The 15534-nt window shown below is 36.4% G+C and carries 15 protein-coding genes; 13 read left to right on the top strand and 2 right to left on the bottom strand.

The features are described 5' to 3' along the window. The first annotated feature begins 253 nt into the window (after positions 1–253). Genes MKX83_RS24360 through MKX83_RS24305 form a run of 12 tightly spaced genes read left to right on the top strand, consistent with a single transcriptional unit; the run spans position 254 to position 13494 of the window. The gene (locus MKX83_RS24360) at positions 254–2794 is read left to right on the top strand and encodes an ATP-binding protein (protein WP_341060462.1); all 2541 of its coding nucleotides are present in this window, start codon (positions 254–256) and stop codon (positions 2792–2794) included. Positions 2795–2808: 14 nt separating this feature from the next. Continuing rightward, entirely contained in the window at positions 2809–3699 is an 891-nt protein-coding gene (locus MKX83_RS24355) for a replication-relaxation family protein (RefSeq protein ID WP_289432528.1), read from the top strand. 56 nt (positions 3700–3755) lie between these two features. After that, positions 3756–4094 carry a hypothetical protein gene (locus MKX83_RS24350; RefSeq protein ID WP_289432527.1) on the top strand — a complete coding sequence of 113 codons (339 nt, stop codon included), beginning with the start codon at positions 3756–3758 and terminating at the stop codon, positions 4092–4094. A 13-nt stretch (positions 4095–4107) separates the two neighbouring features. Further along, positions 4108–5088, top strand: coding sequence for a conjugal transfer protein (locus tag MKX83_RS24345; RefSeq protein ID WP_341060460.1), 981 nt, complete (start codon positions 4108–4110; stop codon positions 5086–5088). Between the two features lie 18 nt (positions 5089–5106). Further along, positions 5107–5328 carry a hypothetical protein gene (locus MKX83_RS24340; RefSeq protein ID WP_289432525.1) on the top strand — a complete coding sequence of 74 codons (222 nt, stop codon included), beginning with the start codon at positions 5107–5109 and terminating at the stop codon, positions 5326–5328. Positions 5329–5331: 3 nt separating this feature from the next. Beyond that, on the top strand, positions 5332–5763 hold the full coding sequence (locus MKX83_RS24335; RefSeq protein WP_341060458.1) for a TcpE family conjugal transfer membrane protein: 432 nt from the start codon (positions 5332–5334) through the stop codon (positions 5761–5763). Continuing rightward, the gene (locus MKX83_RS24330; RefSeq protein ID WP_341060455.1) at positions 5741–8302 is read left to right on the top strand and encodes an ATP-binding protein; all 2562 of its coding nucleotides are present in this window, start codon (positions 5741–5743) and stop codon (positions 8300–8302) included. The genes MKX83_RS24335 and MKX83_RS24330 overlap by 23 nt, the downstream gene beginning before the upstream one ends. Continuing rightward, positions 8299–8733 carry a hypothetical protein gene (locus MKX83_RS24325; RefSeq protein ID WP_340978753.1) on the top strand — a complete coding sequence of 145 codons (435 nt, stop codon included), beginning with the start codon at positions 8299–8301 and terminating at the stop codon, positions 8731–8733. Before MKX83_RS24330 ends, MKX83_RS24325 begins: the two co-directional genes overlap by 4 nt. After that, complete coding sequence (locus tag MKX83_RS24320) at positions 8730–11168, top strand: CD3337/EF1877 family mobilome membrane protein (protein ID WP_341060453.1); 2439 nt, start codon at positions 8730–8732, stop codon at positions 11166–11168. The genes MKX83_RS24325 and MKX83_RS24320 overlap by 4 nt, the downstream gene beginning before the upstream one ends. Then, the gene (locus tag MKX83_RS24315; protein WP_341060451.1) at positions 11168–11797 is read left to right on the top strand and encodes a hypothetical protein; all 630 of its coding nucleotides are present in this window, start codon (positions 11168–11170) and stop codon (positions 11795–11797) included. The genes MKX83_RS24320 and MKX83_RS24315 overlap by 1 nt, the downstream gene beginning before the upstream one ends. Beyond that, entirely contained in the window at positions 11784–12983 is a 1200-nt protein-coding gene (locus tag MKX83_RS24310; protein WP_341060449.1) for a C40 family peptidase, read from the top strand. Before MKX83_RS24315 ends, MKX83_RS24310 begins: the two co-directional genes overlap by 14 nt. 16 nt (positions 12984–12999) lie before the next feature. Continuing rightward, positions 13000–13494 (top strand): hypothetical protein, encoded by a 495-nt coding sequence (locus tag MKX83_RS24305; RefSeq protein ID WP_341060447.1) that lies wholly within the window; start codon positions 13000–13002, stop codon positions 13492–13494. Positions 13495–13589: 95 nt separating this feature from the next. Here MKX83_RS24305 and MKX83_RS24300 read toward each other — a convergent pair whose 3' ends face one another. Together MKX83_RS24300 and MKX83_RS24295 are read right to left on the bottom strand one after the other, a co-directional pair. Continuing rightward, entirely contained in the window at positions 13590–13985 is a 396-nt protein-coding gene (locus MKX83_RS24300) for a DUF3888 domain-containing protein (protein ID WP_341060445.1), read from the bottom strand. A 137-nt stretch (positions 13986–14122) separates the two neighbouring features. Further along, on the bottom strand, positions 14123–14752 hold the full coding sequence (locus MKX83_RS24295; protein WP_341060443.1) for a hypothetical protein: 630 nt from the start codon (positions 14750–14752) through the stop codon (positions 14123–14125). A gap of 656 nt (positions 14753–15408) precedes the next feature. Here MKX83_RS24295 and MKX83_RS24290 point away from each other — a divergent pair. Beyond that, positions 15409–15534, top strand: a 126-nt coding sequence (locus MKX83_RS24290; RefSeq protein WP_341060490.1) for an AbrB/MazE/SpoVT family DNA-binding domain-containing protein, incomplete at its 3' end; no start/stop codon positions are given.

Here is a 15534-nt window from a genome sequence, read left to right as displayed (position 1 = left end):
AAGAGAGAGTGAGTGTGGGGGGAGGTAAGTGGGTAGAGAGTTAAGTTCAAGAGAGTAAGTAAGTAGTTCAAGAGAGTAAGTTCAAGTAAAGGAGTTCAAGAGAGAGGGGAAAAGAGGGTATTTTATGAGAGTGTGGTGGATAGATCGGTTAGGATAAGAGGTAATTGGAAGTTAGAATTTTGTGATTGGTAAAGTAATGTAATTGAGAAAATAATGTAATAGTTGATAATGAGTTTTTAGGGAGGTGGAGTATTTGAGGTATCATTTATTGCCATTTTTGATTCCGAAAAGGGGAAAAATTTATGAATTAAAGACAACGATGGATGCAAAGATTTTGTATTTTAAAGATGAAACAGCATGGTCGACAATGTTGAGTTTTCTAAATAGACCATGGTATAGAAGATTGATTAAGCAAGAATGGATTAGTTGGGAAATTATTGCCACAAAAGATGATATAAGATTTTTTGTTTGGGTTCCTGATGATCATGTAGGAAGAGCATTTAAAAGTAAATATTATGCAGAACATCCAGAAGTAGAAATTACAGAAGTTAACCCAACTCCATTAGATTTTAAACGCCCTCATGCAGCAACGAAGCTATTCACCGAGAGTCATTGGACAGTTCCCATCAAGACATACCACAATGAAGTTGTAGATACCCAAGCAGAAATAATTGAGTTTTTAGATGGATTAGAAGATGAGCAAGAAATTCATATGCAATTTTTAGTTCAGCCGGCTTATGGCACTGAGAGAAGTTTTAGAGGAATTACTAAACAATTTCATAAACAAGGCGCAGCGGATGAAACATTAGAAAAAGATAATGAGTTATATTTGTCAGCTATTGAAGGGAAATCAACTCGTGTTTTATCTAGGATTGGCATAAAGGTTGTTGCGTTTGGTCGAGATCAAAAAGATGTTAAATCTTTAATTAAAAGCGCTAAAGGTTCTATAGGTACTTTCTCTAGCGGAAGGCTTAATCAGTTAAAAGGTCGTGAATGGTGGTGGTTTCGAACGATTCGCCCTTTATTTCGATGGGAGTTTCAAAATCGATTATTTTCCATTGAAACTAAAAAAAAGCGAGTTGTTTTAGGCACTGAAGAAATGGCCGCAATTATGAGATTGCCAAGCGAACGAGTGCAAAATAATAAGTTGAATCGTTTGAAAATGAGGGCTACCCCATTGCCAAAGGAATTAAAGAAACCTTCATTTGACCCGAATTTGACGATATCCCTAGGAGATCATCAATATCATGGGAATGAAACTAGTGTATTGTTTGATTTAGCTACACTTAGATATCATGCAGCATTTCTTGGAATGTCTGGTATGGGTAAATCAACAGCGATGTATAATCTCGTGGAAGATTTAATCAAATTGGATGGAGTTGGTACATCTATAGGTGGAACGGTTATTGATCCCCATGGTGATTTATGTCAGGACATTGCAGCACGTATTCCGCCTGAAAAGCAGCATCTTGTGAGATACATCAAATTTTCAGAAGGGGAACTTCCTTTTAATGTTTATGATGTTGATTTTGCTACAAGTGAGGATAAAATTGCACAAACGGTAGCAGATGTATTAAAACGAACTTGGAAGGATTTTTGGGGTCCTAATATTGATGACAATTTCTTAAATGGAGGAATCGCCTTACAACGAGTAGGGGAAGCAAGCTTGCCGAATTTACAGAGGCTTTTAAGTGACCCTGATTATCGTGATTCTGTTTTAGAACGTTTGGATCGAGCAGACCCTATAGAAAATGACTTGTTCCTTTATTTTGCGAATTTACAACAGTTGCAAGATAGGGAACTTCAAGCAAAAACAAATTCTACTCTTAATAAGCTTCGTAAAATTACTTTATCAGGTGTATTAGGAAAAATGTTGAGAGCAAAAACAAATGGTTTACGCTTTCGAGAAAGTATGGATGAAGGGCGAATCAATTTATTGGATTTATCAGAGTTAACCAGTGATGAAAAGAAATTGATTGGCTCAATGTGTTTAACGTTTGCTGAATTGGCAGGGAAAAGTCGTGCAGATACACCAGCATCTAAAAGAAGCCGTTTACCTTATCATTTTGTGATGGTAGATGAGGCGCCAACGCTTATGGAGCATAGTACTGACGCTATCGAATCTTTTGCTTCGGAACTTCGGAAGTATAAAACATCTATTATTTTAGGGATGCAGGGGATTAAAGATCAGCTGCCACGAGAAGTTGCGTCAGCGATTTTCAGAAACTTTGGAACGCTTGTTTCTTTCCGTTTAGGAGAGCCTGATGACGCAGCATATGTGAATAGATCGATGACATCGGAAACATTAAAAGAATCGGATTACCTTCAAGTTGAACCTTATCATGCATATATGCGTATGCAGGTTGGAAATGAACGAACAAGACCTTTTCTGATTCGGATGAAAGCACCACAAGAAGCACTTTATCAATCTTCGATTCCTGGTATTAAACAAAGAACGATTGAAGAGGCATTAGAGTATGAAAAATTAGCTGTTCCAGTGGTTACGAAGGAATCGGAAGTAGAACCAGTTGATGAATATATGGAATTAGATGTGTTGGTTGGCGATGATGAAATTCCTGACCAAGAAAATGAAGCATTTCATGAGATAAGTGGTGAATTACATGCTTTGACAGAAGAATTAATGGAACAAGATGAGCAGAAAGATGAATCTGAAAATGATGGTTTAATTGCTGATGACACAAATCAAGAGGACACACCAAATCTAGAAGATAATCAGGAGAAGAGGGAGTCAAATGATAAAAAAGCGGTTAATATCGAGGATTTATTGGTTTAGGGGGTTAATGAGGAATGGTAAAAAGAATCGGAGATATAGAAGAACAATTATTTGTATCATTGCATGACTTGGTTTTTGTGGATGTACCGTATTTAGAAAAATACATCTATGTTCACCCTGACGGGACAGCTTATTCTAGACCGTGGATATCACGGCAAATGAACGCATTGCAAAGAGAGGGTTATATTAAATCTTTTCCAGTTGCTAAAGCGTCAACACGTGGAAATGACCGTTTAGTTTACACCTTAGATAATAAGGGTGTGCAAGAAGTGAAAGAGATTTTAGGGGAATCTGATTGGGATAAACGATGGACTGATCGTACACCAACATATATTTATCATTCATTGCAGATGTCTCATATTCAAGGTGCTTATGCTTCACAAAAAGATAAAGTATTTGCTTTTAAAGAATTTTTCTCTGAAAGGCGAGCTTTCAGGAATTATGGGGAATCCTCAAAAGACAAAGAAGGTAAAGTGAAGCAATCAGCAACTACTGTTATTCGGCCCGATGGTGCATTTGTTTTAGAACGCACGCTAAATGAGCAATCTATTCAAATCTTATACTTAGTGGAATTAGAAAGAAGTCGTCAAAGGATTGATGTCACCATAAATAAGTTACGACGCTATAACGAATATGTGAGAAAAGGCGCTTATAAAGATGATGTGGTTTTTGGTGATAATATACAACTTGTTCGTGTTTTATTTGTATCGAGTAACCAAAACGAAAGAGATCAATTGATGAGAAATGCTAAAAAAGCAGAATCAAGAGAAATCGAAAAAATTGGTGGTGCTTTGATGTTTGCTACTTATGATGAGGTTTTAGAAAATCCTTACGGTGACATATGGAAGGCTGCGCATTCTACTGACCAAGAGAAACTATATAGCCTATATAAACGTATAGAATAAAAAATTGAATATTAATATTCAAAAATTGAAGCTGCACTTGAAAGGAGGTGATTGGATTGGGGTACAAGGTGAAGCGAGGTTCTTCGTCGAGTGGTGATAGTACCATTAAAGATATGCTATTGGGATTTTTAAAGCGATTAGTCGGATTAGTCATCATTCTTGCACTTATGATTATTGCTGGATACTTTCTATTTCAATTTGCTTATGATCAATATCCACCTTTCGCAGAAGCAGCAGATGATGTCTTAGGATGGCTGAAAAGCTTTTATACTGAATATGGTATTTGGGCAACTCTAGGATTAATTCTTTTCCTTTGTATAGCTGTTTGGGCTTTAGGAGAAGAAGCCAAGAAAAAAGATAGTAGAAAGAAAGCCATGGAAGAAATGATGAAATAAAAAGGAGGGCATTATGAAAAAGCGAGAATATCCGAAAACGGTATTCAGGAAAAAAATGCTTAAAGGTGTGTTTTGGACTGGGTTTGGGCTTGTGTTGTTCTTATCAATTATCGCTATTGTCAGAGTGGGAAATGCAGGAGCCAATGAAGCAAAAGAAGAGATTCCGACAGAAGCACAAGAGGAAGTGGTAAATCTAGCAGCTAAAGAGGGCGGTCAAACCTTTGCGCAAAACTTTGCGTCTCAATATTTCATTTGGGATAACACCGATGAAGCAAGAGAAAAAAGAGGGGAACGCTTATCTAAATATTTAGCTGAAGGATTAGATCAGCAAGCAGGATTATCTTATGAAGGGATGGAATGGAGCAGCACGTTATCTTCTTCACAAGTATGGAAGGTAGAAGAAACGAAAAAAAATGAAGCTTTGATTACACTACGAATCAATCAGAACTTGAAAAAGATGATTTCACCTGACAAAAAAGCAGTAGAAAAAGCTAAGAAGGATAAAAAGAAACCACCTCAACCTAAAGAAGAAACATCAGGACCACACGAAAAATACTTTGTTGTTCCAGTGAAAACAGATGGCCAATCTTATGTAGTGCATCAAATACCTTATTTCGTGGCTGCCCCTCAAAAGCCAGACATTGCAGCAGACACTAAAATAAGCGAAGAAGATAAAGTGTTAAGTTCTGAATTGCAGGAAGAAGTAAAAACCTTCTTATATACCTTCTTCAAGGTATATACGACAGGCACACAAGAAGAATTAACTTATTATTCGAAAGATAATGATGATTCAGTTTTATCTATGACTGGTATCATGACTTTCAAAGAAGTGAAAAACCTTGTCGTGAAGGAAGGGGAAAAAGAAGGAGAATATATCGTTCATGCCACGGTTGCTTTTAGCGATCAACATTCTAAAGCAGAACTTGTTTACCCGTATGAAATGGAAATTGTCAAAGATAATCGATGGTTTGTAAATGAATTAAAGAATCAATAATTAGGAGGTTCATAGATTATGAATTTTGGAGAAAATATTCAAAGTTGGTTTTCAACACAAATTGGTGCTTTGTTTTTGGTAGCTATCGGAGCTATAGCAATTTATTTCTTAGTGAAAAGAGAGTTTTCTAGGTTCGTTGGATTTGCTATATTCGCGATGGTTGTAGGAGTATTTGTATTTAACCCAGACACTATTACAAATCTTGGTTCTAACTTATTCAGAACCGTGTTCGGAGGGTAATATATGAGACCAAAGATTCTACGAACCTATAACAGTGTATGGAAAGTGGAAAAGGTACTTTATGGGGTGCAAGACATCCCACTGCCGATACCTGTGACGTATCGGCAGATAGGATTTTTTGCGGGTGGAGTTGCCTTGGTTTGGTTCCTAAACAAATTCCCCCCTTTAAGTTTAATTGATTTGGGTTTGATTGAATACATCTTTTTACCGGGATTATTTGCCTGGTTTTTTACCAAACAACTGTTAGATGGAAAAGCGCCGCACCGATTCTTTTATCGGGCGGCACAATACCACCTTAGCCCTCGCCGTATAAACCGATATAAGGAAGTTTCAGAAGTGAAAGCTCCTTATAAATATAAAAATTCTATTAGTTATCGAAAGCTTAGTTATCAAAAAAAGGATGGTGAAGTAAATGAACATCGAATTTCCCGTTAAATATTTTGAAGGCAATTTGGTGTTTTCTCAAGATGGCAGTTGTTGGGCTTATTATAAATTAGAAGGGTTTAATTACGATTTTCTTGCAACTGACGAGAAGGACATTATTTTTACCAAAATTAAAGCATTTTTTTGGCAAATTAACTTAGATACTCATTTGCTTGTTGTTCCGAATTTTCAATCGATAGAAGAGAAACATAATAAATTCAAAAAAACATTAACAGGTCCATTAAAAGAAGCTGCTGCTAAACATACGGATGACGCAGCCATCCAATTGGAAAGTATGTTAGGCAAAGAAGGAACAGAGTATTTGTTTTTCATTGGCGTAAAATTGCCGAAACCCGACAATGTAAAAAATAAAAAAACCTTTCTTCAGGACTTAAAAGAAGCGTGGAAGGAATTTATTAGCGGTGTGAATGAAGCATCAGGTCTAGATACACCTGAAATTATCGAAGATGAAATTTTGCGTTATCGTAAATCGGAACGACGTATTCATAATAAAGTTCATTCACGTATGAGAGCTGAACCAGTGGATGAATTAACAGTTCAATGGTTGATTAGAAGAAACTTTTATCGAGGGATTGGGAAAGCGCCTCTTATACAAAATTGGAGTCCAGCGTACACAGTGAATTATAAAGAATATGAGGAAGAGAATGTAACTGTTCGCCGCCCGATGCATCATGACATTTTACGTTTAACCGAAGGGTTGATCGATGATTCTCCTAAACGGAGCCTTTTATTAAAGCAAATTCATGAAGGTGAAGAAAGAGAAGGGCATGTCGCTTTTCTAACTGTTTCAAGTGTACCTTATGAATTAGAATTTCCGAATGAAGAATGGATATATGCCATTCAAAGCCTTGATTTCCCTGTAGAAATCAGTATTCGCACAGAAACGATGGATAATCGTAAAGCTTTATCAGCTGTACGAAACAAACAGAAAGAATTAAAAGACCAAGATCGTCACGCAAGAGAAACAGGCAATGATACAGGGTTGAACGTATTGGAAGGAAGGCAAGAAGCGCATGAGCTAGAAGCTCATTTACAAAAATCACGAATGCCATTAATTAAAACATCTATTGTTTTCGCTGTATCTGCATCAGATGAAGATGAATTAAAAAGACGTTGTGATACGTTGAAGGACCATTACCAAGATATGATGTTTCAAATCGAGCAACCTTATGGTGATCAGTGGCATGCATTTAATGAGTTTCTACCAGCAGCTAAAAGGTATGTTACCGATTATGTTCATTTCATGGAGCCTGCGACAGTAGCAGGAGGGATGTTTGGAGCTACTAAACAATTAGGCGATGGAGAAGGCTTTTTTATCGGTTCAACAGGTATCTTAGACCAACCTGTTTATATTATGCCTAACCGAGCTGCACAAGGGATTAGAGGAACGAAAACAAATGCTTTATCAGCAGCATTTCTTGGCTCACTAGGTGGAGGAAAATCCTTTTGTGCTAACTTGATTACGTATTTATCGGTATTATCAGGAGGAAAAGCTTTAGTGGTGGACCCAAAGGGAGATAGAGATGAATGGGGCGACAAGCTTTATGATTTAAGAGACCATGTCAACATCATTTCGCTTTCTACGAAAGCAGAGGATGCTGGAAGGCTCGACCCGTTTTCCATACACGATAATATCAAAGAAGCTGAAACGCTTGCTCTAGACATCCTAACGTTCCTCACAGGTGTGCGTTTAGATGATTCTAAACGATTTCCTAAATTAACACATGCTGTGCGTGTGGTTGCCGAAGGAGAAAAGCCTTGTTTGAAAAAAGTAATGCAAACCTTGCTAAATGATGATGACGAAGTGGCAAGAGAACTTGGTGGACATATTCAGTCCTTTAGTGAATTATCCTTTGCACAGCTATTATTCGGTGATGGAGAGGGTCAATCATCTATTAGCTTAGAAACAGCATTAAACGTTCTACAAATACAAAATTTAGAGTTGCCATCACCTGACACACCTCCAGAAAAATACAACTTATCTGAAATGCTTTCTATAGCAATGATGCTTCCAATTTCGTCGTTCGCATTAAAATTCATTCATTCTGATCGTAGTATCTTTAAAGTGGTGTTACTTGATGAAGCTTGGGCAATCTTAAACACAAGCCAAGGGAGTCACTTAGCTACACGTCTTGTGCGTGCAGGGCGTTCTATGAATGCTGGAATTTACTTTGTAACACAAAATGCGGATGACTTGTTAGATGAAAAAATGAAGAATAACATCGGTATGAAATTTGCTTTTAGAAGTACCGACTCAAAAGAAATTGAAAATGTGCTTTCCTTATTAAATTTAAAAAATACTGAATATAACGCATCTATATTGAGTGAATTACAGAATGGCCAATGTCTATTTCAAGATATTTCTGGTCGTGTAGGAGTTGTTTCCATTAATGCTTTATTCCATGACTTATTCGACGCATTCGATACAAGACCACCTGCTGAAAGGGTTTCGGAGGAAATAGAAGAAAATGAGGTTATACAAGAAAAGAATAATCAACCAGAAAAAGAAGAAACGGAGGTTTATGTATGAAGAAATGGTTAGTTGCAGCAGGATTGACAACAACAATCTTCGTTACCGCAGCATGCGGTAACGAAGAAGTAAACGGTCAAGGACCTTCAGATGTAGCGATTCAGTGGGTAAATGCAGAAATACAAAATAATCAGCATAAAATGCTTGAATTATTAGATGAAAAATCAATTGCCTTAGATAAAGAAATTAAGGGAGATAACGAAAGTGAAGCTGAAAACTATAAGTTAACCGAATGGAAAGCTTCAGATAATCGATATTTTTATGAAATGATTTATGAAAATCCAGAAGATAAAAAAATGGTTACAGAAAGAATGGAAATCATCAAAACGGATGATGGCTGGAAGCGTACATCTTACAGTGATCTTCGTAATTTCGATACACATATTGCAGATATAGAACCGAAAATATTAAAGGAGCTGCATAATCAGTGAAAAAAATCTTGAAGCTATTGGCTGTCATCTGTTTAATGTTTGTGACAATGCAAGTACCTGTAGCCGCAGAGAGCTTACAAGATAATCTTGTTCCACAAGATAGAGATACACAAAGAGTAGGAGAGGTAGAGCTCGAGTATAATGAGCATCCACAACATCATTATGAGCTTGACACGTATGTTGATACATCTGGTGACTGGATGCCGTGGAATTGGATAGATGGCGCAGGAAATCAAATTTATGTAGCTCTAATGGAAATGGTTAATGCGGTATGGTTGCTCAATAATTTATTAGCTAATTTCACAATGGTCATTGTTCAAGATGCATTTGAACTTGATTTTGTTTCAAGTGTAATCGATCAGATTGGTGCAGCGATTTCTAATATCGCAGGATTTAATTCAAATGGTTTTATGGGCAATGGTCTTTGGCCGCTATTAATCACTTTTATTATATGTATGGTAGGTGCGTGGGCAGCTTATGTAGGGATGGTAAAAAGAGAAAGTAGTCGCGCATGGGGTGGAATCATTTCAGCTTTAATTATCTTTGTTTTTTCAATGGGGTTCTTCGCTAATTCTGCGAAATTCTTAGGTGGTATTAATGAATGGTCTAGTGAATTACAAAGTAACATTTTAGGGGTTTCAGCAGGTATTGTTAATCCTGGATCGGGTTACAGCAAAGATGAGGGGTTAGCTACTATCAGAAATCAGATGTTTGATTTAATGGTGAAAAAGCCATATTTGCTTATGCAATATGGAACTACACAAATTGATAGTAACCGAGTAAATCAAATATTAGAGGTTGACCCTATTCTTAATCCTGAAGATCGTGAAGAATTAGTAAAAGCAGAAGTAGAAAGAAATGAAAATACAATGATGTCAGCTTCAGGTATCAAACAAAGAGCTGCGTTTGTTCCGTTACTTTTCATCGCAAATACCATCATCGGAGTTTTTCTGCTTCTTATTTCAGGAACAATCATTTTATATCAATTAATCTTTTTAGTGTTAGCTTTATTTGCACCAGTTCCATTATTGATGGCTTTAATACCGAGTTGGAAACAAACAGCTCTTAATTGGATTATGAAACTCGTTCATGCGCAGATTATGAAGATTGCTATAGCTTTATTATTAACTATCTTGTTTGGAGTCTCCGCAATTCTTTACCGAGCTACAGAAAGCTCTGATTTAGGTTATCTAGGTATGATGTTATTACAAATTATTTGTTTTGTAGGTGTTTGGGCAAAACGAAAAGACTTGTTTGGAATGGTATCAACAGCTACAAGTAATATTCAAAGTAGTACCGGTCAAACATTAAACAATTACAGAAATCGCTTTAATCAAACCAAGAATAATTTACGTAGAGGTAAAGAGTTAATGAACGGCGAGAAGAGTCCTTTACCTTTAGCGAACCGCAAAACAGGACTTAAACCACAGCCCCATATTGGTAAGCTAGACGAACAACAATTAGCTGAACGTAAAAAGGCATTAGGTGAAACAAAAGACCGTATTTCAGCTGCAGCAAGAAGTATGACTCTTGCTGACCGTAGTGATCAAGAGTTTCAAGAAGGAAAAGAAACGTATAAAAACCAACTCCATAATCGACCAGACATCGCAAATGCCCCAACTAATCAAGAAGAGCTTATGGACCGTCAGATTGATTCTAATAGCCAAGATAAGAGTAATGATAATGTAACGAATATAGATGATTTACGACGTCGCCGTATGGGTTCAGGTAATACAATCCCATTAGTGAATAGATATCCTGAAAAGCCTGCGGATAAAGAAACAGCGTCTACACTCGAAGGTATGGATATTAATGATCGTCAACAGTCAGAGCGTAATGTCAATCATCAAAATATGCGCGAACATACAGACAAAATTCAAGAGAAGCAGCAATCAAATCTTGCCGAACGTCGAACACTTCATAATGACACAGATAAACAGACCGCTCAAGAAGTGATTAATCGAAATCAATCTACTCATGACAATGATGTTAAGAACATTCAAAACACAGTGAATCGTGACCGTATCACACAAGAAAGCAACGTTTCTAACGAAACGGTCAATCGTAATTTAATGAATAACGAAAATACACAAAGAAATATTAGTGAGACTGTTAATCGACAAATCACTAATAACGAACAGATAAATCAAAACTTCAATGAAACAGTTAATCGAAACATCACAAATAATGAAAGTACGCAAAGAAATATCAATGAGACATTTAATCGAAATCACATCACCAATGAGAACAATGCAAGTACTCAACAAACAACATCAAACGGAGCAAGACGAGTTAGTAAAATGACAGCTGAAGCAATTCAGACAATCATTAATCGAGCAAAGAAAGACGATAAACCATTAACTAAATGGGAAGCCGAACAAGTAGCTGAATGGAGAAAGAAACAAGGTAATCAAGAGAATGAAGGAGGTAACTAATGTTTGGATGGGATTTTGAACACAGTAAAAGAGATCGTGTGAAACTGTTTATATTTACCCTTTCCATTTTCCTTGTCGTGGGCTTTACCACATATTTTTTTCTCAACAAAATGGCAGTAGATTCAGGGCAATCAGAAGAGGTAGTCGAATCAGTGGAAAACACTGATTCTGGCTCTTCATCAGCCGTTCAAGATACAGAAAATGACGAAGAATCAACAACAGCAACTAAGACATACAACCAAACAGAGCAATTCTCCGAAGAACAAATGGAAAGGTCCAAAGATGTCGCTATAAAATTTGTAAAAGCATATCACACTTATAATGCTGAAAAGCCGATGGAGTATTTAGAAAATGCGCAACCGTTTATGACGGATGCTTTGTATAAGAAATTCGAAAAAAACCCTCGTAGAGAGCCATTAGAACGAACTTATTTAACGGTGGATGAAGTAGATATTACACAAGTTTCTAACGCTAGCAGCATTGTTGTCCGTTGGAATGTGATGGTAAAAGGGGAAGCTAAATCCGTTGATGGTTCTACTCAAAAAATAGAAGATTGGTATCTTGTTGGTTTGAGAGAAAATAACGGTGAATGGCTTGTAGAGGATGTGAATGTAAATGTCTCAAGCTAATGACCCAAACGACAATTATGAATCAGATGGCAGCTCGGCGCTAAAAAGCGCAGCTGCCACAGCTGGGAAAGCAGCCGCAAAGAAAGCAGGGCAACAAGTTGCTAAAAAGGCAGCACAAAAAGCAGGAACTGCCGCAGCATCACAAATTGGTTGGCCCATCATATTAGGGGTTGCAGCTGTTGTTATATTGTTTATTGGTATAGCTGTATCCGTCTTTTTCCTTTTAGCTTCTAGTGCAGAACAAGAGACAAAAACGCAAACAGGAGGGCTATGGGGCGGTGATATTTCGGAGTTAGGTCAGAATGAAATTCCTTCCGTATTTATACCTGTTTATCAAGCAGCACAAGAAGCTTATGGCGTACCGTGGAATTTGTTGGCTGCGCACCATCGAGTAGAAACGCATTTTTCAACAATCGAACCGATGATTTCGCCTGTGGGCGCACTTGGTCACATGCAATTTATGCCCTGTACATGGGTTGGATGGGGGCATCCAACTTGTTTAGGGATTGGCGCAGGGAATATATCAGATTCTGATTTATCAGATCCTAAAGTGATAGAAAAGTATGGTGGGTATGGTGTAGATGCGAATAACGATGGAAAGGCTGACCCATTCGACATTGAGGATGCCATTTTCTCTGCAGCTAGCTATCTAGCTGCCAATGGAGCAGCTGATGGTAATTTAAGAGAAGCCATATTCGCTTATAACCGAGCTGATTGGTACGTAGAGAAAGTTTTAGGCTTTGCTGATTCATATGTAGATGGATATGTTGCTGTAGATGGCACAGAGGGTTTAAGTGGTGTAGAAGTAGCTGACATTGGGCGTCAATGGATTGGTAATTCTGAATACGTCTTTGGTGGTGGAAGAAACCAAAGTGATATTGCTGCAGGGCGCTTTGATTGTTCGAGCTTTGTGCATTGGGCTTTTGATCAAGTCGGTGTAAATCTCGGGTCATTAACATCTACTACTACCGATACATTAAAGAACCTTGGCAAAACGATATCGTTAAAAGAAGCGAAACCGGGAGACCTTGTTTTCTTCAACACCTATAAAGATGATGGGCATGTAGGCATTTATATAGGGGATGGAAAGTTCATAGGTGCTCAAACAAGTAAAGGTGTAGCAATTGAAGATATGACAAGTGGGTATTGGAAGGATACATTTAATGGTAGAGTAAAAAGACTTTAAAAAGGGGTAGATAAATATGAATCTATTTAAAAGAAATAACATTATACGTTATCATTTTCATCCTGGAATTTACGAGTTTAATTTTCCATTTTTGAATTATTATCGTGTTCCAGATGAAGAAGGAAAAGCACCTGTTCGTTATGTTGCTATTAGAATGAAAGTAGGAGAAGAGTTTACGAAAAGTGATAAATTAGTGTCTGTTAAATACTATGAAGACAACGATGGATTATCTATTCAAAGTTTTATCGTTAATATTTCAAATCAAGTAACGAACACAATAATTAAAGATATTTTCAATGGTCAAATACCAATTGGGGCAATCGAGTGGTATGAAGAACATCATTTATTAGGTGAGAGAAAACTTTTTAAAGTTGAGATGGAATGGGATGCTAAGGATAAAACATATATTAATACTCCTGAATTTGATCTTATTAGCATAGAAGAATGTTCCGAACCAATTAAACTCAAAAACTTTTCAGTAGAACATGAGGATTTGAAATTGAAAAATTAAGCATTGTAAATTAAAAGATAATAATCCTATTAAAAGAAATTAATTTCGCCACAGAGCCAATCTGAAGCGTTATTAATTTCTTTTTTTATGCTATTTTATAAATCTTTGTGATTAAAATTTAATAATTTTACTCCACCAGGAGTGACTCTTAATGTTAAGGTTTCTAACCCAAGAGGGGGATTATGCGCTCCAACGAAAGTTCTGTATTGGACTTTGACGGTAAAATCATATACTCCTTTATTAACCTCTTTTTCTTCAGGAGTCTCCCCAGGTACATTTCTTTTTATACTAATAATTTTCGCATCATATAAATCATAGGAACGATCGGTTCCAACTTTTTCATTTATAATTTTATAAACATAAGGGTTCAGTAAAGTTAAATAAGAGTCATATAAATTCTCATGATTAATCGAGTTAACATTTGCGCTTCCTACAAGAGGTTGGGTAAATAAATATATTCCTAAGAGAGATATTAGAATTTTTGATTTCATTTTATTACTCCTTGTACAACGAAATTAACTACCATAAAATTAACATTCCTAAATTTTTATATAAATATTCACTTGTATGCCAATTTAGGGTATTTTGTAGAAACTCTCTTTTGAAAAATGTTTATCTGTAGCATGCACTATTCTTTTTTGTTCAACCAATTATTAATAGCTACTTTTACATTCGTGGTGCTGTCTTTTACTTCTTCAAAAATCATGGATAAAAGAGTAAACCATGATATTTCTTCGTTGTATGGATTATTCTTATTTACATACTTCATGACTTGTTTTAATTCCTCCATGCGTGATTGATCGAGTTGTTCGTGTAAGAATATTTTCACCATGGCATTCAATAAATTCACATTCTGCACGCTTGCGTCTAGTAATAAAGCGGTTGCTTTTGATGGCGTGACGTCTAAGGCATCTGACAGCTGGCGAATATCTTCATATGTCCACTGCGTGAATCGAACCGAGACCCTTTCGTTTTTAGGTGATTGATACTTTCTTTGTAGCGACTCCCTTTCGAGTTGTCCAAAGAAGGTTGTATTGGAAAATTGGTAATCTCTCCTGAAATATTGTGATAAATATTCCATGACTTTTCTCGACTGCAATCCTTTTTCGCAAAGGATTTCTACAATATCTTTTACGGGTTGATTGGTGATATAAGACAATCGGTAAAGACAATTTTTTAATTCAATGGAAATGGTCGGTTTGATTTCTCTTTTTTTATCTGAACGACTTTTTCTTTTCTTTTTCTCCTCTTCTTTCAACAAAACAATCCCCTCATTTCGTCAGTTTGCTTTAAGACAGTGTCATAGTGTCTTAGATTTATTTCATGTATATGAGAGATAGAGAGGAGGTATGTTTAAAAAGATTCATTGTTGACCAAACTTTTAGTAAAAGAGACTTGGGGAGGAACAGCCGAATGAAATTGACCAAAAAAGAAGCGGAAGAGTTGGCGAAAAAATTACATGAGCATAGTAAAAAATACAGCATTCCTTTGAAACCGAAGAAAGCGAAAAAAGCAAAATAAGCAGAAACCTTTCGTTAATGACCGCCACCTTAAGGTGGTTTTTTTCTTAAGAAAAAGGTAGTTAATGAAGGAGATTTGCGAGGTTTTATACATATTTTCATTCATTCTTTAAAAAGAACAAATCGTGCTTTATCACTATTTGTTGATATGCATAAACCTTGGCCAATAAAAGCGCAAATGAAAAGCCAGTTCCCACAATGGTTCTGACTTTTTACAATTGCCGATAATATATTAAATATCAAGTCGGCTCAATTTTTGCAACACTAAATTTATATATTTTTCGATGATGGCCTAAAGGCAAAAACGCTACCATTAAGGTAGCTACGTCTATAAGATGATTTGACAAATAAAGGTATAATGAATTTAACTAAAAAAATTAAAGAGGTGAATCATTTGAAAAGCACTGGGATTGTTAGAAAAGTGGATGAATTAGGTAGAATTGTTATACCTATCGAATTAAGAAGAGTAATGGATATTAATATTAAAGATCCATTAGAAATATTTGTAGATACAGATAAG

Source organism: Cytobacillus sp. FSL M8-0252 (genome assembly GCF_038007345.1).
Classification (GTDB): Bacteria; Bacillota; Bacilli; order Bacillales; family Cytobacillaceae; genus Cytobacillus; species Cytobacillus kochii.
The sequence above is the reverse complement of the archived record's forward strand: the minus strand, read 5'-3'. Positions and strand labels throughout refer to the sequence as shown.